Consider the following 26,608-nt stretch of genomic DNA (forward strand, 5'->3'; position numbering starts at 1 on the left):
CCGTGTAGAAAATGCCACATTTTGACCTTCGCAGAGCTTGTCTTGTTATGTTTTTGTTTGTTGGCAGTATTTTTCAGGTCTACTCGCAAAGTTACTCGGGAATAAACTGGTATTTCGGAAATAATCAGCGGGGCCTGGTATTTGTACGACCGGGCTTGCAGCCATCAGCCATAAGCACCCCATTTCCTTTAGGTGCAGGAGGCAGTGCAGTAGCCTCTGATCCTGTTTCAGGAGAAATAATATTTTACACAGACGGCAATACAGTATATGATGCCACTGACCAGGCATTGAGTACAACGTTAAACGGCAGCACAGGCCTTAATCAGGGAGTAGTCATCTGCCAAAATCCTGCTAACCCTGACCAGTATTTCATCTTCACTATCGACAGCGGTACCGGTTTACTCGAACAATCGGTTTTTGACCTTACAGTATACAGTAGCGGTTCAGCGGGGTTCCCGGCACCTGCCCGGGGAGATCTGGTAGGATTGCCTACAAATACCAACCTCCCTGCCACTCCAAGGTCGCCGGGAATGATCATTATCCCGAACGATACAAGGGATGGTTTCTACCTTATTTCCCACGAAAGTGGCGCCAGCACCAGCTATGATGTCACTACAATTGCTGCTGATGGAACCCTCAGTACTGTATCTTCCGGCAGTATTGGCACCATAGACAATGTAGCCAACTTTTCCTACAATGCAGCCACCAGTCAAGTATCGGTATCCCCGGTTAATCCCGGGCAGCCGGTCGAAATTCTGAGTATCGATCCGGCAACAGGAGCTCTTTCCTTTGTGACAGATATCCCTGGAACAGAGTTGAGCAGCCTCGCAAATGAAAATATTTATGACACCGAATGGTCTAACAACGGAGATTTCCTGTACATATCCGGCAACTTTGGAGATGCACAGGATTCTGTGGTCCAGGCAGATATGACGCAGGTGCCGCCCACATTGACCTATCTACAAACCAGGAATGTAGTAAGAAGCTATGGCCTGCAAATGGCCCCCGACAGTACTATATATCATTTGTATGAAAATGTTGCAGGAGAATTCAGGCTGGGAAGGATCAACGACCCTGATTCGGTAGCCTCACAAGTACTTTATGATCCGGCTCCACTCGGTATTCAAAACTATGCAGGAAGGCAATTTCCAGCATTCCTCCCCAGGATCAATCAAAACCTAACTGTTGACTTTACCCATTCAGGAGAGTGCCAAAATGCCCCTACCCTGTTTTACCCGGATATCCAGCCTGGTGCAGACAGTGTAAGGTGGGATTTCGGAGATGGGAATTCTTCCAATCAATTGGCACCAATATATACTTATGCAGAAGCCAACACCTTTGATGTCAGGCTTACCGCTTTTCTAAATGGTGATTCAGCTTTCGTGGTGCATCCTGTGACGATCACACAGTTTGAGCTGCAGATCTCTGTACAGTCCGATACCACTTTCTGTAGAGAAGATTTTCCACCTCCTTACGGAAGCACAGGTACTGCAAGTGTAGTTGCTCAGATCTCTGGCAACGCTACAAGTGTGGTTTGGTCGAATGGCCAAACAGGAAACACTTTAAGACCGGATTCTTCCGGTTACTATTATGTAATTGCAACTGATGCCTCAGGATGCTCCGCCTATGCGGGGGTAACTGTAAATACTTATGGTTTACAGGAGCAAAGAGCAAATGTGTGGTATTTTGGTAATAATGCAGGAATAGATTTCAACCCACTGGCCCAAGGTGGGTCTCCGGTAAATATCCCCCTGGGTGACCCTGATATATACAATGGCGGCAATCAAATGCAGGCTCCCGAGGGATGCGCTATTTATTGCGACCGCAATGGACAGCCTTTGTTTTATTCAGATGGTGTGGACGTTTATGACCGGGAAGGCAACCAACTTACAGGTACCGATCCGGCAGATAAAATAGGTGGTGATCAAACTGCCACCCAATCAGTGATGATCGTACCTTTCCCAAATGATGAAACATTGTTTTACATTTTCACAACAGAGGAAGTGTATGGCACCGGCACCTATGACCTCAAATATGCTGTTTTCGATCTTAAGGATGAATCAAGTGGCACAAAAGGTGCGTTGGTGAGAACAGCGGCAGGCAATCTCTCCACCACCCTTTGCTCGGGAGTAACCGAAAGAATAACAGGAAATAATAACTGGGTAATTGTACATGAGTATGGCAACAACAATTTCAAGGCATTTCCTTTATTTACCACCGGAATAGGAGCTCCGGTGATATCTAATGTTGGTTCAGTACACGATTCCGACAGAGAAAGCGAAGGTTATATGAAACTCGGACCAAATAGCATGTTGGCAGTAGCATATTCCGTATCAGACAGCGAAAATTTTGTAGAGCTTTTCGACTTTGTGGATAGTACCGGAGCAGTGAATCTTATAACACAATTGAATTTCAATGATCCTACTCCAAATACTATTCCGAATGGCCCCACTCCTCCCTCCAATGTTCAGGGCCAGGTCTATGGTGTGGAATTTAGCCCGGATGGCCGAAATCTGTTTTCCACTTTTCAAAGCGCCTCGGAAAGTCATATTTATTGGTGGAGGGTGGATACTACCACCACTACAGCAACCACAACTACGCCTGAGTTTATAAGAAATTCTACCAGGTATGTAGGCGCTGATCAGGACCTTCTGGGTGCGCTTCAAACCGGGCCAGACGGACAAATTTACATAGCCCAAAATGGTATACAAGCTTTAGCTACAATCAGCAACCCTAATGTGGATACCACGGGCACTCCGGATATTACCGGAAGCTTCGGTTTAGCGCCGGGAACCACCAGCAGGTTGGGGCTGCCCAATTTTATACAAAACATTGGTAGTCCATTACAAGGCGCCAGTTTACAAGTAACCAATGGTTGCGAGGGAGAATCTCTGACATTCCAAATAATAAATGCTCAGAATCTTGAAGATTATTATTTGAATATATTTAGTGAAAATGATCTGGTAAATCCGGTAAGAGGTCCTATTCATCTTACTCAAGACAATCCCAGCTTCACCTTTACTTTAAACCAAGCCGGCAATTACGTAGCTACTGTAGTAATTGACCCGCAATGCTCTGGATTTAGTAATACCACTATGCCTCCCCAGACCTTTGTGATCAATCCCTTGCCAAACTTTGATTTGTCAGTGATTAACCAGCCTTCAGCGTGTATGGCTAACGACGGTGTTATTGCAGTTAATTTCACCTCATCGGCAGATATGATGTACACAGTAACCGGCCCAGTGTCATATCCCGCTGCCAGTGTTACCGGACCAGGCACAGTGAATGTCACCGGTTTGTCAGCAGGATTCTACACAGTAAGAACAAGTTTTGTAGCCACCGGATGTAGTAATGTCAGAACCATCGTATTAAACGATCCTGTGCCTTATACTGCCAATGATCAACAGATCAACAGCACATGTAGCGAGGTAGATGGTGAGTTAGCACCCATTACCTTCACTGGTCCCGCCCCGGCAACGTATAGCTGGACACTGAGAACACAAGAAACAAATATCACTGTTGCATCGGGAACAGAAGCGGACCTTCCTTTTAGCCCTGTCGCCACAGGTAACTATTATGTGGAAATAAGAGATACTGATGGGTGTATTACATCGGCTAACGTAATTGCCTCTCCTCCACCTCCGATTGATCTGGCACTACCCACAGAGTTTGCAGTTTGTGATGAAACGGTGGCGAGAGTACCTTATTTTACATCCAGCAACCAATTAGTGGCTACCAATCCTTCTATGCAGATTGAAGGAGACAGCATCATACTGGTAACTCAACCCGGTACTTATACGGTTACTGCTTTTGGTGATGGAATAAACACATGTGATCGTCAGGAAACGCTTACCGTATCTTTTGGGAATTCTGACCCTATTCCATTTGACTCACGATTTGGCATATGCCCGCAACTGGATGAAACTGTAACTATATTTGTACCTGGCTTCGTCAATGTTGAGTTCTTCGATGAAGACGGCAATCCCCTGCAAGATGGTAATGGATATGAAATATATGCAGATAGTATCAAGGTATTTGTAACGGGAAAGGTCAATGTAAGGATGACAAATGCCTTTGGCTGTATAACTGAAGGGGATTTCGATGTAGTGGAAGACTGCAAAGCCAGAATAAACGCTCCAAACGCTTTTACGCCAAACGGGGATGGGCGAAATGACTTCTTCACTGTCTTTCCCATACTGGTTTCTGCCGAGGACTTCCAGATCTTTATCTTCAACCGGTGGGGTGAAATGATATTCCAGTCAACCGATCTGGCCAGTTTCCTGGAAACCGGTTGGAACGGAGGCTATAACAATGACCCCAACAGACCACTGCCTGGAGGAACCTATGCATACAGGATTAACTTCAGAAGTGTGATTCCCGAACGTAGCAACTTACAGGAAACTCGCGGAGGGATAACTTTGATACGCTAAAGTTGTTCATTAAATTCACACGTGAATGGCAGCCTTTTTGCAGGAGGCAGCTTAAACGAGAAAAATTTATTGACCATGAAAAATCTTAAATACCCATTATTAGCAATAGGAATTGCATGTTTGTTTGCTTTCAGCAGTGTCCAGTTGATGAAAACCTCACTTACAATTACAGTCAGAAATGAACTGGGCAATATTGAAGAAGGTGTTGGCGTTCAACTTTTCCCTACAGAAGAAGACTACCGGAATGAAACCAATCCTGCCACTGAAATAGAATATTCAGATAAAAAAGGCAAAGTAAGGTTTAAGGATCTGGAGGCAAAGGTATACTTTGTAAATGCTGTAAAAGGTGACAAAAACAATATAGGCGCGGGCGTGCAAACAGACACCCTGCAAGAAGGAAAAGTCAACAAGGTGACGATCATTATTGAATAAATGCATCGACAGAAAATATTAGAGCAACTACAATCCTACAGCCCTGAACTTGAAGCAGAAAAGCAATTCAGGGCTTCATTTTTGGCTTTTATCGAGGTAAACTCCACCTGTTTCGAACGTTCACTTCAAGAGGGGCACATTACCGGATCGGCATGGATTATTAATCATGAAAGAGATAAAGCACTACTTACTCATCATTTCAAACTTGATCGCTGGCTGCAGTTAGGCGGACATGCCGATGGTGATCCTGACATCATCAGGGTAGCTACAAAAGAAGCAACGGAAGAATCCGGTCTTTCATCTATTGAACTGGTCAGTGATCAGATCTTTGATATTGACATTCATACTATTCCAGCCAGAAAAGCCGAGCCCGAGCATCTGCATTATGATGTGAGATTCCTTTTTAAGGCTGATGAACAAGAACCGCTGGTAGTCAACAGAGAGTCAAAAGAGCTTGCGTGGCTGTATAAAAACGAGCTCTGGAAACTTTCCAACAACAATGAAAGCATCTTGAGAATGGCGGAGAAATCATTGAAATGATACTCATCTAATGACTTAGAGTCATCTGATGAGTAGGTTACAAACCCTGCTCGGGCGTGTTTGTAACGCGTTCGTCTACTTCTCCTGCTGTAATTGGTGTTTTCTAACAACAACTACACCTGAGGTAATGAAATGAAAGGATCCTGCGGTGCAGCAGGATCCTTATCAACCTTAAAATTAACTGTAATAACACTAAAAAACCATGAAAGATGAGTAGTTAAGTCATCATCCAAAGTGATTCAAAGGCGAATCATATTTATAACAACTTCAGGCAGTTATGGTTTTGTGTTTTTTAATATTATTATTAAATGTATCGCACCACCACAATTTTACGCTATAGAATAGTGGTGGCACTAAACCCGGCAGCATGATGCAAATATCAACGTGCTGCAACCAAAAGAAGCCCAAAACTTACTACCACGAGCCAAAACATATAAGGTACAAGCACAGGAATAATGATTATAGACTTTGCCATTAAAGCCCATAGGACAATAAGTATAATAGAAATTATCTTTAAGGTAGATCTGGTTTTATTGCTCATGATAGATAGGAGTTGGTTGTCAGGTAAATATATAAAGTTAATGTAATTGATGCCATAACTGTTAAAATTAATACTTTTGCAGATCGATTTATCACCATGGCAACCATTGGCACTGACGTACAGGCGGCAAAATCTTATTTGGAACAGGGGGACCTCGTAGCTATTCCTACGGAAACAGTTTACGGACTGGCAGGAAATGCCTATAAGCCTGAGGCCATCGCTAAAATATTTGAGGCAAAAAACCGACCTGCTTTTGACCCGCTTATTGTACATACCCATTCGCTGGCTGAGGTTCAAAAAATAGTACGGGATCTACCCGAAAAAGCGCTGATACTGGCAGAGCGCTTTTGGCCCGGTCCACTTACATTACTACTACCCAAGCAACCCATAATTCCTGATCTCGCTACATCCGGTATGGATACCGTAGCTGTGAGAATACCTCAACAACCATTAACTCTGGAGTTGCTAAGATCTATTGACTTCCCCCTGGTAGCCCCCAGCGCTAATCCATTCGGATATGTCAGTCCTACCACTGCGCAACATGTGGAAGACCAGTTGGGACAAAAAATCCCGTATATTCTCGATGGCGGCAACTGCTCCGTAGGAATCGAATCTACTATTGTCGGTTTTGATGGAAATGATGCTATTATTCACAGACTGGGTGGCACCAGTCGGGAAAAAATAGAAAGTGCTATCGGAAGGGTAAAACTCATGCCCAACTCCTCTTCCAATCCGAAAGCCCCCGGCATGTTAAAAAGTCATTACTCCCCGGGAAAAAAAGTCGTTTTAGGCAATATTCAGGAGCATCTAAAAAATTATGCCGACCAAAGTGTAGGCATTTTAGCCTTTGATAAAGCCATACCCGGAGTTCCCACAAGTAATCAAATCATTCTTGCCGAAGATAGCAATTTAGCCACTGCTGCTAAAAATTTATTTTCAGCGCTCCGCATCATGGACAAGATGGACGTGGACGTCATCCTCGCTGAACGTGTCCCCGAACACGGTTTGGGTTTAGCTATAAATGACAGGTTGACAAGAGCAGCAGCAAAATAACTTCCTTTTTCAGAAAATCTTCATCTCATAAGTCCCGCACCAGAAGCACTTTCTCGATGAAGTTCAAACGATTACGGACTGCATTCACTTGACTATCAACCGCTTTTAAGGCATAAAAAAGCCAATCAGAGCCTCAAAAAACAATCTTTGCCATTAAGCAGTTTAAGATATTATTTTAGATATTTACGCCTCGAAAAAACAAGAGCTTATGAGAACAATTGATGACATTAACTTCAAAAATAAGAGAGCATTGATCAGGGTAGATTTTAATGTGCCCTTAAACAATAAATACGAAATTACTGATGATACCAGGATCAGGGCCGCTGTTCCTACTATCAAAAAAATCCTTAACGATGGTGGCTCTGTAGTGTTAATGTCTCATCTGGGCAGGCCCAAAACAGGTCCCGAGGAAAAATTCTCTTTAAAGCATCTGGTAAAGGACCTTTCAGGCCGCTTTAACACCGAGGTGAAATTTGCCGGTGACTGCATCGGTAATGAAGCCGAAGCTATGTCATCCAACCTAAAAAGCGGTGAGATACTGCTTTTGGAAAACCTGAGATTTCACCCAGAAGAAACAAAAGGTGACGAGGCTTTTGCCAAAAAACTTGCCGCTCACGGCGATATTTATGTAAATGACGCATTCGGGACAGCCCACCGGGCGCATGCTTCCACCAGCATCGTTGCTCAATTCTTTGACGAAAAAGTATGCGGTTATGTGATGGCTGCCGAGCTTGAAAATGCACAAAAGGTGCTCGACAGTGCTACCAGCCCCTACACTGCTATTATGGGAGGCGCCAAAATATCTGACAAAATATTGATCATAGAAAAGCTGCTCGACAAGGTGGACAACCTGATCATCGGTGGTGGCATGTCTTATACCTTCTTCAAAGCCATGGGAGGCAAAATTGGCGCTTCGTTGGTAGAAGAGGATAAGCTGGATCTGGCTAAAGAACTGATACAAAAAGCCAAAGAAAAGAATGTTAATTTGGAATTGCCATTCGACTCAGTAATTGCCGATAAGTTCGACAATAATGCAAAAACAAATGTAGTGCAAAATGGAGCTATACCTGATGGCTGGATGGGCCTCGATATCGGGCCCCAGGCGCGTGAGGTGTTTGCTAAGATCATAAGAGACTCAAAAACCATCCTTTGGAATGGTCCGATGGGTGTATTTGAAATGAGCAACTTCGCGAAAGGTACTGTCAGCATTGCAGAGGCGGTGGTAGAAGCTACAGAACGGGGTGCTTTTTCACTTATCGGTGGCGGTGACTCGGCATCAGCAGTGAACAACCTGGGCTATGGTGACAGGGTATCTTATGTTTCAACAGGCGGTGGCGCTCTATTGGAGTATATGGAAGGTAAAGAATTACCGGGCGTAGCAGCTTTGGAAGATTAATGGCACTCTCTCATGAAGAAAAGCTAAGCCACCTGCTGGATCTGATGAATCTGGCGAAGGCAGACGAGCAAATATCAAAGATAGAGACCATCTACATCCTTAAGGTGGCAGAAAGACTCGGTATTGATCAGCTTGAGTTGGCGAGACTCGAGGCTTTGGGAATAGAGAAAAGATCTATTCCCAAGGCTGAGCATCACATTATCCCCCTCTTCCACCGGTCATTAATATTAATGGGTATCGACACCAGAATAAATGATGAAGAAATTGGTTTTTGTAAAAACCTGGGGCTGCAGATGGGTCTGAACTTATATGCGATTAATGATATTATTCAATTAGCCCTTAACGGCTATGAGTTCATGGATCCACAGCAGATCAACGACATTTTCAAAAAGTATTACAACTAGTTAACTCATTCTAACAACTCAACGTATAAGGGAGCTGTATATTAAATTGCTCAAACCAGACTTTTACTGACTTATAACCAACACCAATCTCCACTGATCATCATACGATACCTCCCCTGCATCCACCATTTCGCGCATTACCTCCAAAAAAGCATCTCTGTTTTTGGGGTTGATATTGTCCATTAATTCCTCCATAGTCAATGGTTGCTCCCCTAACAGGTGCCTGGCCTGCAAATGGTATTGATCGATATCGTGATCTTTTTTGTTATGCTTCAGGCTTACGCATACATCGCAAATACCACAGCTATCATAACTGGTTTCCCCGAAGTAGTCAAGGATCAACCTCGTTCTGCAGGCTTTTTCATGAGTGACATAGGCAATAATAGCCTCCATTTTTTGTTTCGCATTGCTTTCCCGCTGTGCCAGCCGCACCTTGTTTAGCGCCAGGTTATTGGCATCCTGCCGGGGAACAGTAAAAACGACCTGCGGCTTTTCCTTTTTTCGATCATAGTTTACAATTCCATATTCTCCTAGCTTTTCCAGTGCTTTCACAATCTCTGTTTCTGTAGTTTCCAACATCTTTGCCAACTGCGCTTCCGAAACCTTAACAAAATTATTGAACAGCTCCCCACCATAAACCCGTAGTAGCATTTTAATAAAATAATCAAACTTTGCATTGGCTATCTGAAACTCATACAGCGCTTTATTATCTACTGCCATATGAAGTTGTGAGGGATTATAGAAGCTTTCGTTAAACTGGATCAGCTCTTCTTCCTCTAATTTTTTCAATGCATAATATACTTCAATATGATCTAGTTTATAATTGTCAGAAAAATCCTGTATCTCAAAATCAAAGCTTTGGCCCATACCGCTTCCCACCGCCATTTTGTAATAATTGGCCATACATTGGTACACTTTCTTCATATAATTAATTGAAGGGTATTGTTGCTGCACGCGGTTCCTGAGATCATCGATATCCACGCTTTCATATATTACTACCGCAAAAGCCTTTCTCTCATCCCGTCCTGCTCTCCCCGCCTCCTGGTAATACGATTCCAGGTCCTGAGGAAGGTCCATGTGCACCACCAGTCTCACATCGGGCTTATCGATGCCCATACCAAAAGCATTGGTAGCCACCATTATCCGCCTCTTATTCCTGATCCAGTTTTCCTGTTTTGCCACACGATCTTCATGAGGCAGACCAGCGTGGTAAAAGTCCGCTGAAAAGCCATTTTTCAATAGCAAAGCAGCAATTTCTTTGGTAGATTTTCTGGTACGGGTGTAAATAATAGCTGAGCCAGGAACATTTCTTACGATTTCGAGTAGCTTTTTTTCTTTGCCCTCAACCTTGCGAACAGCGTAAGACAAGTTATCACGGGCAAAACTCTTCTGAAAAACATTTTTTTTAACGAACAGTAGCTTGTCCTGAATATCGTCCCTCACTTCAGGTGTGGCAGTGGCCGTCAACGCCACCACATTCACATCCGGTATCAACTCCCGAACGTCAGAAATGCGCAAATAAGAAGGCCGGAAGTCATAGCCCCATTGAGAGATACAATGTGCTTCATCTACAGCCAAAAGCGCCACTTGCATCTTTTTCAGCCTTTCCAGGAATATATCCGTTTGCAGTCGTTCAGGGGAAACATACAGAAATTTCACTCCGCCATAAATGCAATTGTCCAGTTTTATATCGATCTCCTTTTTGCTCATACCGGAGAAAACGGCCTCTGCTTTGATGCCCCTTTTTGTAAGCTGCTCCACCTGATCTTTCATCAATGCTATGAGAGGTGTCACAACAATACAAATGCCCTCTCTGGCCATAGCCGGCACTTGAAAACATATGGATTTACCACCACCTGTAGGCAAGAGCGCCAAAACATCCTCTCCAGCCAGCACAGCATCTATAATCTCCTCCTGTACAGGACGAAAGGCCGTGTAACCCCAGTATCGGTTCAGTATGGATAAGGTTTGTTTCACACTTTTCTCTCTGATCCAAATTAAACAAATAACGACATCTTAATATTAAGACATTTGCAATAAAAACAGTGATCTCTTAAGTTTAGCCTGTGATTTTTTTCAGCGGCCATAAAAAAAGGCCACCAGATAGGCAGCCTTCAATCATGTAACTTAGCTCCTTAGCGTTTTGTTTGAAGCAACTTTACCCCAGTATCTCCCAAATGTTTAGATAGTATTTTCTTGTACGCCATAGAGTTGGTATACCCACCATCAGCGGCAAAAAATTCTTCCATTAAGGGCTGCCAGTCGCTGTTCATTGGCATTATGAATCCAAATTGCTCTGACGACTGGTCGCCAACCGGGTGTCTTTTCAGGGGTTGCCTTCTTTGTACCGCATCCAGATAAAAAGCGAGATCCAGGTACGAGAAAGATTTGGGGTCGGAAAGCACCTTTTCCAATGTTTCAGGGCTGGATGACGCATACGCTACTTTCATATCAGGGTAATATTTACTCTTGAGGTCTGCCAATCTCTTATCGTTAAGTGTACCTTTCGCAGTATAAGCGGTAAGACCTGCAAAAGTCTTCGATATTTCATTCAAACTATTTAGCGTAGGCACGCTATTTTGTGTTACCAGTATTGCAAAATTAGTAATGAATGGCGGGCTGAATTTAATCTCTTTTTTTCGGGCAGGCGTAATCGTAATATTTCCTAATCCGAACACTCCACCCTGACTGCCTTTCACGTTGTTATACATTCCACCAAAGCTACTCCCATCGCCTACAAACTGAACCGAGAGCTTTACTCCTTTTTTCTCACCCACGTAACTCACAAAATCTCTCATGATATCCACACAAATCCCTGTCAGATTACCGGCATTGTCTTTATAAACAAATCCGGGAGTCTCTACATAGGCTAAGGATATCATTCCTGATCCTGAACTGCCAGCCTTTTGCCATGTATCACCACTGTATTGCGCATGCAATGGCGAGCATAAGAAGCCCAGAAAAACGGCACTTACACCAAAAAAAAATGTTAATACTTTTGTTTTCATATCGCTGATTATTGATTTACAACCCCTAATAAAACACTATCTTCCGCTTTAACCTATCAAATAACCGGCCAAAACAATCAAAATTTGTTTTTGTTATAAAAAACACTGAATTATTTCCATTTTATTTCTTCTTTGTTAAGGAAAGCTGCTATTCCTTTTTTACAATCTTCACTGGCACGTGCTTCGGCATTCATCTCTGCTGCATATTGCAATCCATCTTCAACCGACATGGATTGCACCTTCGCTATCATTTGCTTTGTAAAAGCCATGGACTGACCACTATTATTGGTAATCAGTTTATTAGCGAAGTCCTCAACATGTTGCTCCAGGTCTTCCTGTGCTACTACCTGATTCACCAAGCCATATTCCCTCGCTGCCTCGGCAGTAACAAGCTCACCTGTTAACAACAGCTCCTTAGACCTCATCTCCCCTATTTTTCGAAGCAGAAATACCTTGACTATCGCAGGAATAAATCCTATTCTCACTTCAGTATAGCCAAATTTCGCCTCCGGCACAGTAACGGCAAAATCACACACTGTTGCTAACCCGCACCCTCCGGCTATCGCATGCCCCTGCACCTGGGCTATCACGACTTTATTCAAAGTATATATCTGGTAAAAAAGCTCTTTCAGGTGATTGGAATCCTCCAGGTTCTCTTCGTAGGTATTGCTTTGCAACTGCTGGAGATATGCAAGGTCTGCACCCGCACAAAAAGCCTTTCCATTGGCTCTGAGTATGATAACCTTGACATTTTTATCTTCAGAAGCCTTAGAAAAAGCCGCTTTGAGATCAGATACCACTTCGTAACTCAGCGCATTTCTTTTGTCAGGACGGTTTAAAGTAATATAGCCCTTCATATCAACCACGCTGTATTCCACGTATTTCATCATTAATCTATTTATATTTTTAGTATGTTATTTCCAAAGCTCCTTCATGATATATGGAGTAATATTTCAACCCATCAGCCTCGATCTCTTTTTTAAATTTATTGGCCTGATAGTATGATAGCGTTCCGTCAAGAATGAGCAGGTCAAAAATAAAATTATTCTTTATCCATTCTAAATCTTTATTGAATTCCCGGCATATCAATATATAATCTACGGTAACTGGTGCTGTAAATAACTGATCTTGGACCTCATTATTGAGGATGATCAGTTTTGTTCCCCGCCAGGAAGCCATGGTTACTCCGTTAAATGTATTTATAAATGACACTTCGCCAGGCCGTACGGGAGTGCTTTCCCTGATGTTTGAAGACAGGCGATTAGGCATAATATGAAACCTGATCTTCCCGGAGTCTTCCAATAACACACTGTCTCCATAAAAAAAGGCATGTCCATCAGCCATAAAATCTATAGCCGTATGGTGGCTAATCCGGTATATGCTGATCTTATCTTGCTGTGCGAGGTGTTGGCTGGCTATTCGAAATGAGCTGAAGCATAATACCAACAGGAAGGCTATATAAACAAACCTCATATGTTTTACTCGAAAGAATATGAACAGCATGATAATGATCAACAGGATCAGCCAGGTTTCAAGTACAGAAGTGTGGACTCCTGTGACCTGGGAGAAAGGGATCCTTTCGATCCAAAACACCACCTCATTGACCAGGTATATGCACCACTCCAGGAGCTTTCCTAACCAACCGGCTAATACTCCTATCCAACTGAATATGATCACCAGCAACCCCAAACAGAGGATGACGAATGCACCAGGAATAACCACGAGATTAGAAAGGAAGAAAAAGGTGGGAAACTGATGGAAATAGAGTAGACCTAATGGAAAAGTAGCCAGTTGTGCGGCAAATGCCACGGCTGTAATAGCCCATATTTTGTCTACCAACCAATTGTTTGGTACGTACAGGCCGTAAAGCCTTGGCTGGATATAAACAATCCCTAATACTGCCAGAAAAGACAATTGAAAGCCCACTGACATAATTAAATATGGGTCAAATAATAAAAGGGCAAACGCTGAAGCGGCAAGTGTATTATAGATATTAGTATCTCTGTTGGCAGCATCAGCAACGGCTATAAAGCTGAACATCGTAACAGCCCGAAGTACTGAAGGCGAAAAACCTGTGATCAGCGCATAGGACCAAAGCACCAAAATACTTATCAGCGCAAAGGCCCACCGGCCACTTTTAGAACGTTTGATCCTACCCATCAGTAGCGCTATCATACCGTAAACGATCCCTACATGTAAACCTGATACTGCTAAAACATGCATAGCTCCCGATGCCGCATAAGCATGCTGAATTTCATTATCCAACCCATCTTTCACTCCCAGCACAAGAGCAAGGGCTATATTCAGTTCTCTGGGAGAGCTAATTCGGGCACTCAATTGGTGAGTTGCCCATTTTCTTGCTACAAAAGCATAGCTCAGCAGTTTATTAGGTGGATCATGTTTTATGAGTTGATAAGCGGCTGAATCCAGGAACTGCTGGTGATAGATGTTTTTAAAACTTAAAAACCGTTTGTAGTCAAACTCCTCAGGATTTTGCGGAGGAGTAAGCAATTGAGGAGCACCTTTGACAAGTATTTTATCTCCGTATTTTAAATCAGATCCTTTATTCAAATAAAGATAAATTTTTCCCAGCCCCTCGCTCCACTGATCGTTAGCTCTGTAGCTCAATATCTCCGCCTGGTATCGTGCTGTTTTTGTTCGCTGTTCCCCTGGCCTGGTGACCACTGCTACATAATGACTGATGCCCTTCTGGTGAAGGATGTGGTTGAGATCATTGGCCTCGGTAGACAACGTCAAGTGAAAATACCCCAAGGCAAAGAGGGTGACAAACCCCAGGCCTGACAAAAGCAAGTTGAGAGAAAAAAACCGCTTTCTAAACCACCAATTACATCCGATATAGCTCAGCAAAAGTAAAATGATGCCGTAGACTACGATGCGCTGACTCATATACTCACCCAGATAGATAGCGGATAGTATACCTGCAATAAAACACCCTGTGATCCTAAGAAACGCGTACGGAATCCACTGAAGCATGCCACAAGATAGTAAATCCTGCTTAGTGGTATAGTGTATAAAAAGAAAAAGCGCCGGATTCTACCCCGCGCTATTAGTTAGTGTCTCTAAAGTCACTTAGAGTTTTCTTACAAGCAGTAGTTATCAGAATTTGGAAAACCTATTGGCTGATCTTAGATTCAAAATTCTGTTCCCACTCCTGCCAGGCTGTAGTCTTAAAGTGATCACCTCCAATATACTTAACTATTTTCTCAAATTGATCGGGCTTCTGATATCCAGCCAGCGGCTGGATCATATTGAAATCTTCATCCAGAAATACAACTGAAGGATAGCTTAGCTTGTTGTTAAGAAGCGCTGCCGCCAACTCATGATACCCTCTTTTCCCTGATGGCACAAATTTAAAGGTACGATCACGAAAGGTGATCTCTTCCTCTTGCTCGGCATCAAATTTTACAGGGTAGAAATTTTCGTTCAGATATTTGGCGATCTCTGGTTCGCTAAACGTGTTTTTGTCCATTACCTTGCACCAGCCACACCAGTCGGTATATACATCAATAAATATTTTTTTCTTCTCCACTTTGGATTTCTCGACAGCCTCTTCAAAAGTCATCCAGTTTACGGTTCCCGCTGCTCCCTTTCTTACCTGCGGACCGGAATTTTTAAGCATAAATGCTGAACTGCCAAGGAAAACTACAACCAGCGACAGGAACAAGATCAATAATACATTCTTTTTCATAGCTTTGGGTCTATACGGCTAAAACACCCCTTAAGTTAAAATAATTTCATTATTAATACCAGCAATCAATCATTTGTCACCGATTTGATGTAGGAAAACACATCGTCATAATCATCCGGATGAAACCATTTTATCTCTTCATCCTTACCGAACCATGTCAACTGACGTTTGGCATATCTTCGTGTATTTCTCTTCAATAACCGTACCGCTTCCTCCCGATCGTATTTTCCCTCCATGTAGTCAAAGATCTCTTTATACCCTACTGTTTGCAGCGCATAATGGTTTCGATATTGATACAATTTCCGGGCTTCGTCAAACAACCCTTGTTCGATCATAACATCCATTCTGGCATTAATCCTTTCGTAAAGCTCTTTTCTGGGCCGATTTAAACCAATCTTTATAGTCTTGAAATCTCTTCTTCGAGGTTTCTGAGATCTCAATTCAGAATATTTCTTACCTGTACCTATACATACCTCAAGAGCGCGGGTAACGCGCTGAGGATTCTTAAGATCCACCTCATCGTAATACTCGGGATCCAGCATTTTCAGCTCTTCAGTAAGCGCCTCCAGTCCGACTTCGGCTAGTCTTTGGTTCAACTGCATGCGTATTTCTTCGTCAACTTCCGGTATATCAGCCATGCCCTCTGTAATCGCTTTCAGGTAAAGCCCTGATCCCCCGGTAATTATCAGCTTATCTCTCGATATAAAAAGTCTTTCAATCTTTTCTAAAGCTTCCCTCTCATAATCTCCCGCATTGAATGGTTCGTGTATGGAATGTGAATCAATAAAATGATGCGTTACCAATGCCAGTTCCTCCTGAGTGGGCTTGGCAGTACCAATATGCATCTCACGAAATACCTGCCGTGAGTCAGCAGATATAATTTCGGTATCCAATTGCTGCGCCAGGTGTAGACATAGGGCTGTTTTACCGACAGCAGTAGGACCAACAACAGCAATCAGATATTTCATGTATAATTTAGTATTGAGATGTTAGTATTGAGTATTGAGACTGAATATCGCTGTTTCATGGCCTTCCAGACCATGACAACCAAGACTCAGACAAAATAGTGTTTAAATCGCGACTTGACCAAAAGTCAGGTCAGTGAATTTTGATTGGCGATAATTTGTTATCTTCACAATACATGAAGGACCGTTTAATAAATTCCAACGACTTAGAGGGAACGATAAGTGAGCTAAAGGAAAAGCTACGCGATGAGAAGGGGAAAAACTCTTTTATCAATGCCATTCTGGAAGGCGGAACACTTATCATTTGGGCTGTTGACACTCATCTGGAGTTAATCTCTTTCAATCAAAACTATTTTAACTTCTTTCTTCACAAAAATCCAAAATCAAGAGTAGGCTACGAAAAGAATGGTGAAATAAAGACTGCCAGTTCGGCCAAATTCTGGCAGCAGAAATATAAAATAGCGCTTACTGGCCGTACGCACAATTTTGAGATCCGTATGGAAGTTGGTGATAACGAGGTATGGAAGGAAGTATTTCTCAATCCTATCTATGATACTGACGGGGAAATAACTGGTGTGTCAGGGCTTGCATATGATATTACAGAAAAGATGTATTCCAGGCTTGCCCTTATAAAGAGTGAGGAAAAGTTCAGGAACATATTCGAGTCATTTCAGGACCTGTACTTCAGGTGTGATTTTAATGGTAAACTCACCATGCTCAGCCCATCAGTAAGAGACATTATGGGCTATTCTGAAAAGGAGCTTTTAGGAAAGAATATCACTAATTTCTACCTCTACAACATCCAAACTAAATTTCTTCTGCGCCAATTGGCGAAGCTGAAGCGAGTCAGAAACTTTGAAGCAGGGATTGTACATAAGTCTGGCGAGATAATTCCATGTATATGTAACGTAAGAATAATACAGGATGATAAAGGTAAGTTGATGCATGTAGAAGGTGTAGCACGCGACATAACCGAATTAAAGAGAACAAACGAAGAACTTCAGCGCTCTAAAGACCTGGCGGAAAAGTCCTTAAAAATAAAGGAGCGATTTTTGGCTAACATGAGCCATGAGATCAGAACCCCATTAAATGGTATAATGGGTATGCTTCATCTGCTGGATGAGACCAAACTTGATGACCATCAAAAAAAACATGTCCGTGCCTTAAAGAGCTCTTCGGATATACTGCTTAATATACTCAATGACCTCCTGGACCTGTCTAAAATAGAAGCAGGAAAAATGGAGTTGAAAAACAGTGAAGTCAGCACCGGGGAAGTGTTTGAAAAGCTTGCGCTACTCTACAAACAGCAGGCCCAAGACAACGATATCCGGCTTATCTTCAAAACGAAGAAGGGAGTACCTCAATACATTCTTATTGATGAAACAAAGCTCATACAGGTCTACTCAAACCTGATCTCAAATGCAATAAAGTTCACTCCATCAGGTGGGACTGTTACTGCTGGTATAATGCTAGATGAGCGTTTTGATGAAAAGGTTGTATTGAAAGGTTATGTAAAAGACACGGGCATCGGCATTTCAAACACAGATAAGGACAAGCTGTTCACCAGTTTCACCCAGCTTGACAGCTCCAACAGCAAAAGTTACAAGGGGACCGGTTTGGGACTGTATATTTCTAAAAAAATAGTAAAACTCTTTAATGGAAGGATAGGGGTAAAATCAGAGGAAAACAAGGGTAGTAAATTCTGGTTTACTTTTGAAACCAAGCCTGTTGCTAAAGCCGAGAAAAAAGCTGAATCAGCTAAAGAGGGCGTCACTTTAAGTCACTCCCCCCACGTGCTAATTGTAGACGACAACAAAGTGAACCTGGATCTGGCTTCGGAGATGCTAAAAAATGCCGGCTGCCGCGTGGCCATTGCTTCCAGTGGTCAGCAGGCTATTGACCTTTCCGTGAGCACCTGTTACGATCTGATATTAATGGATATACAAATGCCGGACATGGACGGCATTGAAACTGCCACACACATCCGAAAAAGATGCAAGGAGGCTACTCCCCCTATTATTGCCATGACTGCATACTCCATGCATGGCGATGATCAGAAATTTCTGCAAGCCGGCATGGATGATTATATTGCAAAACCGATAAAACCTACTGTTCTTATTGAAAAAGTTGAACAATGGACCGGGCATGATTGGCATGAACAAAAGCACCACGAAAAAGAAATCAGCACAGCGCATCATACAATTAATGAAGATACGTTAAATTTACTGATTAAGTATGCGGGGGAAGAAGCCGTAGCTGAGGCATTGGGAGAATTTAATGAGGAATGTGAAATGCAAATAAAAAATTGCACCGAGCTTTTCCCGGAGAAAAAATTTAAAGAAATTTTAGATATATTGCATACTTTAAAAGGTAATGCCAGTACATTGGGAATCGAAAAGTTGGCTTTTAAAGCCGAAACAATGGAAAGCGATATAAAAGAACAAAAATATTGTAACTTTGAAAGGGATCTTGATATTTTGGTATCGCTTTACAGGTCCTATATTAAAGAAGCAAAAAGGTTTGATAAACTTAAACTTTAAGAATGGTGAAAAAGATCTTACTTGCAGATGACAGTCCGGTGATCCAAACTTTGTCAAAGAAAATATTTCAAGGACAAGGCTATGAAATAAAAGGGATTAAAACGGGCACGAAGGTATTGGAAGAAATAGAAAAGAATGATTACGATGTGGTAATCCTTGATATCATTCTTCCTGGTGCGGATGGTATGGAACTGGCAAGAGAAATCAGAGGTTTTAAAGACAAAAAGAAAGCTGATATACCTATTATTGCCATTTCAGGTAATTACAAAAACTATTCTAAATCGGATTTTGATGAGGTAGGAATTAACGAATACCTTATCAAACCATTGGACTATGATGCACTGGTAAATGCAGTGAAAAAGCATACGCAGTAAATGGCCGTAAAATATTCAAAGCACTTTTTAAATAAGCTTGAAGACCTAATAGCCGAAACAGATTACATCCTCAGGTACGAACGGGGAAATTTTAAATCTGGCTGGTGCATACTGAATGACAATAAAATCATTATAGTGAATAAATATTTCGCTACGGATGGAAAGATCAACTGTCTGCTGGATATTATCAAGACTGTTGATATCAACAAAAGCCAACTAAGCGAAAAAAATAAGAAACTTTATTTAGAACTGGCACAAACCGAGCTCGAGCTTTGAAAATAACCTTCCTCGGAACCGGAACTTCACAGGGAGTGCCTGTTATTGCATGTCACTGCGATGTGTGTCGGTCTCTCGACTTCAGAGATAAAAGACTTCGCACTTCCGTTCACCTGGAAGTAGACACCAAAGGCTTTGTCATTGATACAGGGCCTGACTTCCGACAACAAGTACTGCGCGAACGGATACAAAGGCTCAATGCCATTATTTTTACTCATGAGCACAAAGATCACACAGCCGGGCTTGATGATATCCGTGCGTTTAACTTCAGGCAGAAGCGAGATATGCCAATCTACGGACGACAGAAAGTCATAGACCAGTTGAAACAGGAGTTTAGCTATGCTTTCTCAGAGAAAAAATATCCCGGTGTGCCCCAGATAGAAACACATATAATTGATGGACAGCCTTTTTCTGTAGATGGTGTGACTTTTACACCTATTGAAGTCTTACACCTCAAACTTCCTGTATACGGCTTCAGGATCAACAATTTCACATATATCACTGATGCTAATTACATCAGCGAGTCGGAGAAAGAAAAAATAAAAGGAAGCAAGGTATTGGTATTAAATGCCCTTCAACAAGAACCTCACGTATCCCATTTTAACCTGGAGGAAGCCATTGCACTTGCACAGGAAGTTAATGCCGAAGAAACTTATTTTACGCACTTAAGCCACAGGATGGGTAAGCATAAAGATATCGCAGAAAAATTACCCGAAGGAATTAACCTTGCTTATGACGGACTGGTTTTAGAGATATAATATGCATAATAACTATTATTTTCTCAAACACCTGAGTGCTTCTCTGGATAACAAAATCAGAGGCTTTGAACTTCTGGAGTGCTTCTCTCAAAATAAAAATGAGTTGGTATTAGGGCTTGGTCATGGTACTTCGGAGTTTTACATCAAAGCCTACCTCGCCCCTTCCTTCTGTTGCCTGTTCTTCCCTGACGATTTCAGCAGAGCCAGAAAAAACAGTGTTGACCTCTTTAAAGGTCTTTATAAAAAGAAGGTAGAGCGCGTGCATCAGTTCAAAAATGAGCGTTGCTTCTCTATTGTCTTCGAGGATAATATGCAGTTGCTTTTCAAAATGCATGGCAACCGATCCAACATAGTGCTTTTTAAAGGTGATGAGATAGAAGAAGTATTTAAAAAAAATCTCAGGAAAGACTTTGAATTAAACATCAAGGAACTGGACCGGGAGATCAATCAGAGTTATGAAGCCTTCAAAAGGGAAGATGGGGATCTCAAAAAGCTGTTCCCTACTTTTGGCAAAATAATTAAAGCTTATCTCAAAGAAAATGGGATTGATAGCAAAAACACGGAAGAAAGCTGGCCGCTTGTACAGCATATTCTGGAGAGATTAGCAAAAAATGATTTTTATATCACAGAAAGTGAAGGCCAGTTGAACCTTAGTCTTTTGAAATTTGGAAATATTCTTGAGCACTATAACGATCCCCTCGTAGCCATCAATGCATTCTACATACGCTACATTAGTGAGACCACATTAAATACTTTAAAACGTGAAGCACTATCAGAAATTCATAAACAACTGAAGCAGGGTGAAAGTTATATAGAAAAGACTACAAAAAAACTGCAAGACATTGAAAAGCAGCAAGGGTATAATCTTTTGGCGGATGTATTAATGGCTAATTTACACCGTGTGCCTGCCAAAGCAAAAGAGGTAACCCTTGAAAACTTTTATGACAATAACCTCCCTGTAACCATCCGGTTAAAACAGGACCTGTCGCCTCAAAAAAATGCGGAAGTATACTACCGAAAAGCCAAAAACCAGTCGCTGGAAACGGAGGCTTTAAAGAAAAACCTTGCCCGAAAAGAAGCATCACTGGACGCACTGCGAAAAAGGAAAGGCATGATAGAAGAAGCAGACGACTTCCGTTCTCTCAAGAACCTGCTTAAAAAAGATCAGCCAGAGGCTTCAACAAAGGACAAAGCACTCAAGCCCTACCATTCGTTTAACTATGGCGGGTTCGACATATGGGTGGGCAAAAATGCCAAGAGCAACGACAGAATGCTACAGCAGTATGCTCATAAAGAAGATCTCTGGCTTCACGCCAAGGATGTAAGCGGATCACACGTATTAATAAAGTATAAGGCTGGAAAAAATTTCCCTAAAGATGTTATAGAAAAAGCCGCAAGCCTGGCCGGATGGTATTCAAAAAGGAAGTCGGATAGCCTATGCCCTGTCATTGTCACCCCCAGGAAATTTGTAAGAAAGCGCAAAGGCGACCCTCCAGGGGCAGTGGTGGTGGATAAAGAGATGGAAGTGCTTTTGGCAGTACCGGAAAGAGATTGAGCTGTTGTTCAGTTCTCAGTTCCTGGTTCGCCGTTCTGAATGATATTCAGATTCCTCGTCTATCATTCTAAAAAGCATGTAGCTAATAGCAGCGGATACCAAAATTACGACTAAAATAGCAATTAACGTTGGCCAATTAAAGGTCCTTTCGTTAATCGCTACTTTATAAAGCCAATATGTTAATCCCACAATACCGCCAACAGCCCCACCTCCAGTCAAGACAATAAAATAAGAATTAATAGTATTGCCTATTTTATTTTGCTGACTCATTTAAAATTCCGTTTCATTTTTTTAATCATTCCACCACATTCAGCTTTACAGTATTGGTCCGCCCACGTGCATGGATCGGCATACTGGCTGTTGTTATAAAAGCATCTCCGGGGTTGATATGACCTCTTTCTTTCAGAATCTGCTCAATATCTGCAAACGTATCATCCGTAGACACCTCTTTATCATAGTAATAACCACGGACACCCCAAATAAGATTGATGGTATTCAACAAAGGCCTGTTACTGGTGAAAATAAAAATATTAGCTTTTGGCCTGTGCGATGAAAGCTTGAAAGCGGTATATCCCGACTGCGTCATACCGATGATGGCTTTAGCTCTCGAAGCTTTAGCCAATCTACAGGCAGCAAGCACCAGTGTGTTATTATAAAACAAAGGATCACCTTGTTCCGGAAGGTCGTGTTTGAAATAAACATCGGCTTCTCTTTCTACACTGGTTATCGTTTTTACCATACTGCGAATTACCTGAACAGGAAATGCGCCCGCTGCCGTTTCTGCTGATAACATCAATGCATCTGCTCCGTCCATCACAGCATTGGCAACGTCATTAGTCTCTGCTCTTGTTGGCCTTGGGTTCTCGATCATGCTCTCCATCATCTGAGTGGCTATGATCACAGGCTTGGCAAGCTTATTACACTTTCTCACGATCATTTTTTGCGCCATAGGCACTTCTTCCATAAATATCTCCACCCCAAGGTCGCCCCTGGCTACCATTACCGCATCAGTAGCCTCTATGATGCCGTCAATATTTCGTATGGCTTCCGGCTTTTCAACTTTCGCCACTATTTTACTTTGCCTTCCGGCATCCGTAATCCTTTTGCGCAGGTTATGAATGTCATCTGCCGTACGTACAAAAGACAAAGCTATCCATTCTACCTCGTGCTTTAAACCAAACTCCAGATCCTTTATATCCTTATCCGTCAGAGATGGAGCCGATACCTTGGTATAAGGCATATTGATACCCTTGCGAGATTTTAATTTTCCACCGTGTACCACTTCAGTGATCACCTCTGTAGCGTTGATCTCTTTTACCTTTAACTCAATCTTACCATCATCAATCAAGACCATATCGCCAACACCAACATCTTTGGGAAGATCCTGGTAAACCGTACTCGCACGCTCTGAATTCCCGACAACCTCTTCGGTAGTTATAGTAAAGATCTGTCCGGCCTTTAGTTTGGCGCCACTCTCTACTTCACCTACCCTGATCTTAGGGCCCTGTAAGTCTTGTAACAGACAAACATGGGTATCCATTTCATCATTAAGCTCCCGCACATACTGAACAACCTTTTCATGGTCGGCATGTGTACCATGAGAAAAGTTCAGTCTGAAGATATCAACACCTTCTTTTATTAGTTTGCGGAGCATCTCCTTTTCATTAGAAGCGGGTCCTACCGTGGCAATAATTTTCGTCTTATTGAATTTAATTTTCTGGTCCATAATCAAGTTAAAAAGTTGTCCTTTGACTTCAGTTTTTCTACTTCAATGGCGGCAATATATTCAATCCACGGGACTTCTTTTAATTCTTTTAAAATTTCTTCTTTTGCAAACGATTGCGAGTGCCGGTCTATTTTCACTATGTAATCAAAGTGGTTCAATTCGGGTACCAAATGTGTGTTTTCACCTTCTATGGATTTATTCTTAAACAGGTGGAAATAGCTGGTCTCCGGATCAAATAAATAGTTGATAAAATTTGCCTTTCCATTGTTCCTCATCTCAAGGATAAAATCCTCCTGTTTTACCAACCTTATATCGAGCTTTTTGTTAATAGCCCAGGCAAGTTTATATGACTTTACTGACGCTATTACTCCGAGCAAATCAAACTCATATTCATGATCAATTATCAGGCGCGTCTTTTTCATATTATCAAAGTTCTTGAAAATTAAGAGGATAGTGCGTGTTTTTTAGGGAATTTTTGCCATCTTAGGTATGACAATAACTTTAGATAAATTGTTTGACATTAATACATTTAATGCATTTCTTTGCAGATATTTTAACTAAATCATTACAAATATGTCTGAAATAGCACAAAAAGTTAAATCAATCATCATTGATAAGTTAGGAGTTGAAGAGTCAGAGGTTACCCCTGAAGCAAGTTTCACTAACGATTTAGGAGCAGATTCTTTAGATACTGTTGAATTAATTATGGAATTCGAAAAAGAATTCAACATTTCAATTCCTGATGATCAGGCAGAAAATATATCTACTGTTGGCCAGGCCATCTCTTACTTAGAAGAAAACGTAAAAAATTAAATAAAGACAAACCCCCTTTATCCATTCTAAACTTCTTTTATGACATTAAGGAGAGTAGTAGTAACAGGCATAGGTGCGCTCACCCCCATAGGTAATTCTGCCCCCGATTATTGGGCGGGATTAAAAAATGGTGTAAGTGGAGCTGCACGAATTACCAGATTTGACCCAGAGAAATTCCGAACACAATTCGCATGCGAAGTAAAGAACTTTAATGCCGAAGATCATTTTGACAGAAAAGAGGCCCGAAAAATGGACCCCTTTACCCAATATGCTTTGGTAGTTGCTGAAGAGGCCATGAAAGACTCAAAGTTAGATCTGAATGCCATTAACTTAGATAAAGCAGGGGTGATTTGGGGCTCAGGTATTGGTGGGCTAATGACATTTCAGGAAGAAGTAAGGAGCTATGTCAATAATGACAGTACTCCGCGGTTTAATCCGTTCTTTATTCCTAAAATGATTGCCGATATCAGCTCCGGATACATATCCATAAAATATGGATTCCGTGGACCTAATTTTGTTACTGTTTCAGCATGTGCCTCATCTACCAATGCATTGATAGATGCACTTAACTATATCCGCTTAGGCCACATGGATGTTGCCATATCGGGAGGCAGTGAAGCTGCAGTAACAGAAGCAGGAATGGGAGGGTTTAATGCCATGAAGGCACTTTCAGAGCGGAATGACTCTCCTGAGACCGCATCAAGACCTTTTGACAAGGATCGCGATGGATTTGTGCTGGGAGAAGGTGCAAGTGCCCTTATACTGGAAGAATATGAGCATGCCAAGGCCCGAGGGGCCAAGATCTATGCCGAGATAATAGGTGGGGGTATGTCAGCAGATGCTCATCATATTACCGCGCCTCATCCAGAAGGTTTAGGGGCTACTAATGTGATGCTCAACGCACTTGCCGATGCTAAGATAAAACCTGAAGAGGTTGATTATATCAACGTACATGGCACTTCAACGCCACTTGGAGATATTAGCGAAACATTGGCCATTAAAAAGGTGTTTGGTGACCATGCATATAACCTCAATATTAGCTCTACCAAATCGATGACCGGGCATTTGCTTGGTGCTGCCGGGGCTATAGAGGCTGTAGCTTGTGTAATGGCTCTGGAACATGGTGTAATACCTCCAACCATCAACCATTTCACCGATGATGACCAACTGGATAACAAGTTGAACCTGACGTTTAACAAAGCGCAGGAGAGAAAGATCAATGTTGCGCTAAGCAATACATTCGGGTTTGGGGGACACAATACCTCAATTATTTTTAGAAAAATCTAAGTTACTGTGCATCGTGCTGTAAAGCGCTTACTCAATATTTTTGAAAAAAAATCCGAGAGAGATAAAAGGCTTATTACCGCAATTAAAACAATTGTTGGTAGTAAGCCTTTAAACTTAGATCTGTACAGGCTTGCCATCAAACATAGCTCTATTGCCAAAGCTAACAGCCGCGGCTTGAAGGAATCTAACGAACGCCTGGAGTATCTGGGAGATGCCATACTGGGAGCGGTTGTGGCCGACTACCTGTTTAAAACTTTTCCCTTCAAGGAAGAAGGCTTTCTTACTGACATTCGCTCCAGGATCGTCAACAGAGAGTCGCTCAATACTATTGGTAAAAGGATAGGGCTTAACCAGGTAGTAGAATATGATCAGCGAAAAAAAGGAAAACTCTCCCACAAATCGCTCTATGGCGATACACTTGAAGCATTGGTAGGAGCCGTATACCTAGACAAAGGCTACAGGTTTTGCAAAAACTTCATTCTTGAGAAACTCCTCATCCCCTACCTTAACATAGAGGAAGTAATAAAGTCGAATCCTAACTACAAGAGCAAGATCATCGAGTGGGCTCAAAAAGAGAACCAGGAGGTGCGTTTTGAGATCATCAGCGTTAAAAACGAGAAACACCACCGGGAATTTACTGCGCAGGTATTTGTAAATGATCAACCCCTGGGCAAAGGGTTCGGGCATAGCAAGAAAAAAGCCGAACAGGATGCTGCCCAAAAGTCATGCGAACTATTGGACTTAGAGTAAAGATTCCGATATTCGCTCCTGATTACTGTTTTCAACGAAAAAATACCAACA

General features: G+C 42.1%; 23 protein-coding genes. 14 read left to right on the forward strand and 9 right to left on the reverse strand.

Going from position 1 to position 26,608, the window contains the following annotated elements; all coding sequences use genetic code 11:
• The first annotated feature begins 11 nt into the window (after positions 1-11).
• The 6 genes from C900_RS07115 (at position 12) to C900_RS07140 (ending at position 8,796) form a co-directional block, all read left to right on the forward strand.
• The gene (locus tag C900_RS07115; RefSeq protein WP_040496014.1) at positions 12-4,430 is read left to right on the forward strand and encodes a T9SS type B sorting domain-containing protein; all 4,419 of its coding nucleotides are present in this window, start codon (positions 12-14) and stop codon (positions 4,428-4,430) included.
• A gap of 75 nt (positions 4,431-4,505) precedes the next feature.
• Complete coding sequence (locus tag C900_RS07120) at positions 4,506-4,862, forward strand: carboxypeptidase regulatory-like domain-containing protein (protein ID WP_245558406.1); 357 nt, start codon at positions 4,506-4,508, stop codon at positions 4,860-4,862.
• Entirely contained in the window at positions 4,863-5,402 is a 540-nt protein-coding gene (locus C900_RS07125) for an NUDIX hydrolase (protein WP_009579036.1), read from the forward strand. It begins immediately after the preceding gene.
• A gap of 637 nt (positions 5,403-6,039) precedes the next feature.
• Positions 6,040-6,996, forward strand: a complete 957-nt coding sequence (locus tag C900_RS07130) for an L-threonylcarbamoyladenylate synthase (protein ID WP_009579038.1) — start codon at positions 6,040-6,042, stop codon at positions 6,994-6,996.
• A 208-nt stretch (positions 6,997-7,204) separates the two neighbouring features.
• The gene (locus tag C900_RS07135; protein WP_009579039.1) at positions 7,205-8,392 is read left to right on the forward strand and encodes a phosphoglycerate kinase; all 1,188 of its coding nucleotides are present in this window, start codon (positions 7,205-7,207) and stop codon (positions 8,390-8,392) included.
• Entirely contained in the window at positions 8,392-8,796 is a 405-nt protein-coding gene (locus tag C900_RS07140) for a hypothetical protein (protein ID WP_009579040.1), read from the forward strand. Before C900_RS07135 ends, C900_RS07140 begins: the two co-directional genes overlap by 1 nt.
• A 63-nt stretch (positions 8,797-8,859) precedes the next feature.
• Here C900_RS07140 and C900_RS07145 read toward each other — a convergent pair whose 3' ends face one another.
• From C900_RS07145 to miaA, 6 genes are all read right to left on the reverse strand, one after another.
• Positions 8,860-10,773 carry a RecQ family ATP-dependent DNA helicase gene (locus tag C900_RS07145; RefSeq protein WP_009579041.1) on the reverse strand — a complete coding sequence of 638 codons (1,914 nt, stop codon included), beginning with the start codon at positions 10,771-10,773 and terminating at the stop codon, positions 8,860-8,862.
• Between the two features lie 158 nt (positions 10,774-10,931).
• On the reverse strand, positions 10,932-11,804 hold the full coding sequence (locus tag C900_RS07150) for a substrate-binding periplasmic protein (RefSeq protein ID WP_009579042.1): 873 nt from the start codon (positions 11,802-11,804) through the stop codon (positions 10,932-10,934).
• 110 nt (positions 11,805-11,914) lie between these two features.
• Entirely contained in the window at positions 11,915-12,694 is a 780-nt protein-coding gene (locus tag C900_RS07155; RefSeq protein ID WP_009579043.1) for an enoyl-CoA hydratase/isomerase family protein, read from the reverse strand.
• Between the two features lie 16 nt (positions 12,695-12,710).
• Entirely contained in the window at positions 12,711-14,798 is a 2,088-nt protein-coding gene (locus C900_RS07160; protein ID WP_040496017.1) for a ComEC/Rec2 family competence protein, read from the reverse strand.
• A gap of 139 nt (positions 14,799-14,937) precedes the next feature.
• A complete protein-coding gene (locus tag C900_RS07165; RefSeq protein WP_009579045.1) occupies positions 14,938-15,513 on the reverse strand; it encodes a thioredoxin family protein in 576 nt (191 codons plus the stop codon).
• A gap of 65 nt (positions 15,514-15,578) precedes the next feature.
• The gene (gene miaA, locus C900_RS07170; protein WP_009579046.1) at positions 15,579-16,481 is read right to left on the reverse strand and encodes a tRNA (adenosine(37)-N6)-dimethylallyltransferase MiaA; all 903 of its coding nucleotides are present in this window, start codon (positions 16,479-16,481) and stop codon (positions 15,579-15,581) included.
• Between the two features lie 173 nt (positions 16,482-16,654).
• Here miaA and C900_RS07175 point away from each other — a divergent pair, with 173 nt between their 5' ends.
• Genes C900_RS07175 through C900_RS07195 form a run of 5 tightly spaced genes read left to right on the forward strand, consistent with a single transcriptional unit; the run spans position 16,655 to position 21,981 of the window.
• Positions 16,655-19,018 carry a response regulator gene (locus C900_RS07175; RefSeq protein ID WP_009579047.1) on the forward strand — a complete coding sequence of 788 codons (2,364 nt, stop codon included), beginning with the start codon at positions 16,655-16,657 and terminating at the stop codon, positions 19,016-19,018.
• Positions 19,019-19,020: 2 nt separating this feature from the next.
• Positions 19,021-19,392, forward strand: coding sequence for a response regulator (locus C900_RS07180; RefSeq protein ID WP_009579048.1), 372 nt, complete (start codon positions 19,021-19,023; stop codon positions 19,390-19,392).
• Positions 19,393-19,668: a hypothetical protein gene (locus C900_RS07185; protein ID WP_009579049.1), complete on the forward strand. Its 276-nt coding sequence runs from the start codon at positions 19,393-19,395 to the stop codon at positions 19,666-19,668.
• A complete protein-coding gene (locus C900_RS07190) occupies positions 19,665-20,426 on the forward strand; it encodes an MBL fold metallo-hydrolase (RefSeq protein WP_009579050.1) in 762 nt (253 codons plus the stop codon). Before C900_RS07185 ends, C900_RS07190 begins: the two co-directional genes overlap by 4 nt.
• A 1-nt stretch (position 20,427) precedes the next feature.
• Positions 20,428-21,981 carry an NFACT RNA binding domain-containing protein gene (locus tag C900_RS07195; protein WP_009579051.1) on the forward strand — a complete coding sequence of 518 codons (1,554 nt, stop codon included), beginning with the start codon at positions 20,428-20,430 and terminating at the stop codon, positions 21,979-21,981.
• A gap of 15 nt (positions 21,982-21,996) precedes the next feature.
• Here the strand turns inward: C900_RS07195 and C900_RS07200 are convergent, their stop codons facing one another.
• From C900_RS07200 to C900_RS07210, 3 genes are read right to left on the reverse strand one after another with little or no spacing between them, the layout of a single operon-like run.
• A complete protein-coding gene (locus C900_RS07200; protein ID WP_040496019.1) occupies positions 21,997-22,251 on the reverse strand; it encodes a hypothetical protein in 255 nt (84 codons plus the stop codon).
• 25 nt (positions 22,252-22,276) lie between these two features.
• Positions 22,277-23,707 (reverse strand): pyruvate kinase, encoded by a 1,431-nt coding sequence (gene pyk, locus C900_RS07205; RefSeq protein ID WP_009579052.1) that lies wholly within the window; start codon positions 23,705-23,707, stop codon positions 22,277-22,279.
• A gap of 2 nt (positions 23,708-23,709) precedes the next feature.
• Positions 23,710-24,129 (reverse strand): IPExxxVDY family protein, encoded by a 420-nt coding sequence (locus C900_RS07210; RefSeq protein WP_009579053.1) that lies wholly within the window; start codon positions 24,127-24,129, stop codon positions 23,710-23,712.
• Positions 24,130-24,280: 151 nt separating this feature from the next.
• Between C900_RS07210 and C900_RS07215 the strand changes: the two genes are divergently transcribed.
• Genes C900_RS07215 through rnc form a run of 3 tightly spaced genes read left to right on the forward strand, consistent with a single transcriptional unit; the run spans position 24,281 to position 26,557 of the window.
• On the forward strand, positions 24,281-24,520 hold the full coding sequence (locus tag C900_RS07215; RefSeq protein ID WP_009579054.1) for an acyl carrier protein: 240 nt from the start codon (positions 24,281-24,283) through the stop codon (positions 24,518-24,520).
• A gap of 39 nt (positions 24,521-24,559) precedes the next feature.
• On the forward strand, positions 24,560-25,807 hold the full coding sequence (fabF, locus tag C900_RS07220) for a beta-ketoacyl-ACP synthase II (protein WP_009579055.1): 1,248 nt from the start codon (positions 24,560-24,562) through the stop codon (positions 25,805-25,807).
• 6 nt (positions 25,808-25,813) lie between these two features.
• Positions 25,814-26,557 carry a ribonuclease III gene (rnc, locus tag C900_RS07225; protein WP_009579056.1) on the forward strand — a complete coding sequence of 248 codons (744 nt, stop codon included), beginning with the start codon at positions 25,814-25,816 and terminating at the stop codon, positions 26,555-26,557.
• Positions 26,558-26,608: the final 51 nt, after the last annotated feature.

The sequence above is a fragment of the Fulvivirga imtechensis AK7 genome, assembly GCF_000331535.1.
GTDB classification, from domain to species: Bacteria; Bacteroidota; Bacteroidia; order Cytophagales; family Cyclobacteriaceae; genus Fulvivirga; species Fulvivirga imtechensis.

Excerpts from the sequence above, each read along its gene's own strand:
- C900_RS07115 (WP_040496014.1), top strand. The coding sequence starts at position 12 with ATGCCACATTTTGACCTTCGCAGAGCTTGTCTTGTTATGTTTTTGTTT.
- C900_RS07120 (WP_245558406.1), top strand. The coding sequence starts at position 4,506 with ATGAAAAATCTTAAATACCCATTATTAGCAATAGGAATTGCATGTTTG.
- C900_RS07125 (WP_009579036.1), top strand. The coding sequence starts at position 4,863 with ATGCATCGACAGAAAATATTAGAGCAACTACAATCCTACAGCCCTGAA.
- C900_RS07130 (WP_009579038.1), top strand. The coding sequence starts at position 6,040 with ATGGCAACCATTGGCACTGACGTACAGGCGGCAAAATCTTATTTGGAA.
- C900_RS07135 (WP_009579039.1), top strand. The coding sequence starts at position 7,205 with ATGAGAACAATTGATGACATTAACTTCAAAAATAAGAGAGCATTGATC.
- C900_RS07140 (WP_009579040.1), top strand. The coding sequence starts at position 8,392 with ATGGCACTCTCTCATGAAGAAAAGCTAAGCCACCTGCTGGATCTGATG.
- C900_RS07150 (WP_009579042.1), bottom strand. The coding sequence starts at position 11,804 with ATGAAAACAAAAGTATTAACATTTTTTTTTGGTGTAAGTGCCGTTTTT.
- C900_RS07155 (WP_009579043.1), bottom strand. The coding sequence starts at position 12,694 with ATGATGAAATACGTGGAATACAGCGTGGTTGATATGAAGGGCTATATT.
- C900_RS07160 (WP_040496017.1), bottom strand. The coding sequence starts at position 14,798 with ATGCTTCAGTGGATTCCGTACGCGTTTCTTAGGATCACAGGGTGTTTT.
- C900_RS07165 (WP_009579045.1), bottom strand. The coding sequence starts at position 15,513 with ATGAAAAAGAATGTATTATTGATCTTGTTCCTGTCGCTGGTTGTAGTT.
- miaA (WP_009579046.1), bottom strand. The coding sequence starts at position 16,481 with ATGAAATATCTGATTGCTGTTGTTGGTCCTACTGCTGTCGGTAAAACA.
- C900_RS07175 (WP_009579047.1), top strand. The coding sequence starts at position 16,655 with ATGAAGGACCGTTTAATAAATTCCAACGACTTAGAGGGAACGATAAGT.
- C900_RS07180 (WP_009579048.1), top strand. The coding sequence starts at position 19,021 with ATGGTGAAAAAGATCTTACTTGCAGATGACAGTCCGGTGATCCAAACT.
- C900_RS07185 (WP_009579049.1), top strand. The coding sequence starts at position 19,393 with ATGGCCGTAAAATATTCAAAGCACTTTTTAAATAAGCTTGAAGACCTA.
- C900_RS07195 (WP_009579051.1), top strand. The coding sequence starts at position 20,428 with ATGCATAATAACTATTATTTTCTCAAACACCTGAGTGCTTCTCTGGAT.
- C900_RS07200 (WP_040496019.1), bottom strand. The coding sequence starts at position 22,251 with ATGAGTCAGCAAAATAAAATAGGCAATACTATTAATTCTTATTTTATT.
- pyk (WP_009579052.1), bottom strand. The coding sequence starts at position 23,707 with ATGGACCAGAAAATTAAATTCAATAAGACGAAAATTATTGCCACGGTA.
- C900_RS07210 (WP_009579053.1), bottom strand. The coding sequence starts at position 24,129 with ATGAAAAAGACGCGCCTGATAATTGATCATGAATATGAGTTTGATTTG.
- C900_RS07215 (WP_009579054.1), top strand. The coding sequence starts at position 24,281 with ATGTCTGAAATAGCACAAAAAGTTAAATCAATCATCATTGATAAGTTA.
- fabF (WP_009579055.1), top strand. The coding sequence starts at position 24,560 with ATGACATTAAGGAGAGTAGTAGTAACAGGCATAGGTGCGCTCACCCCC.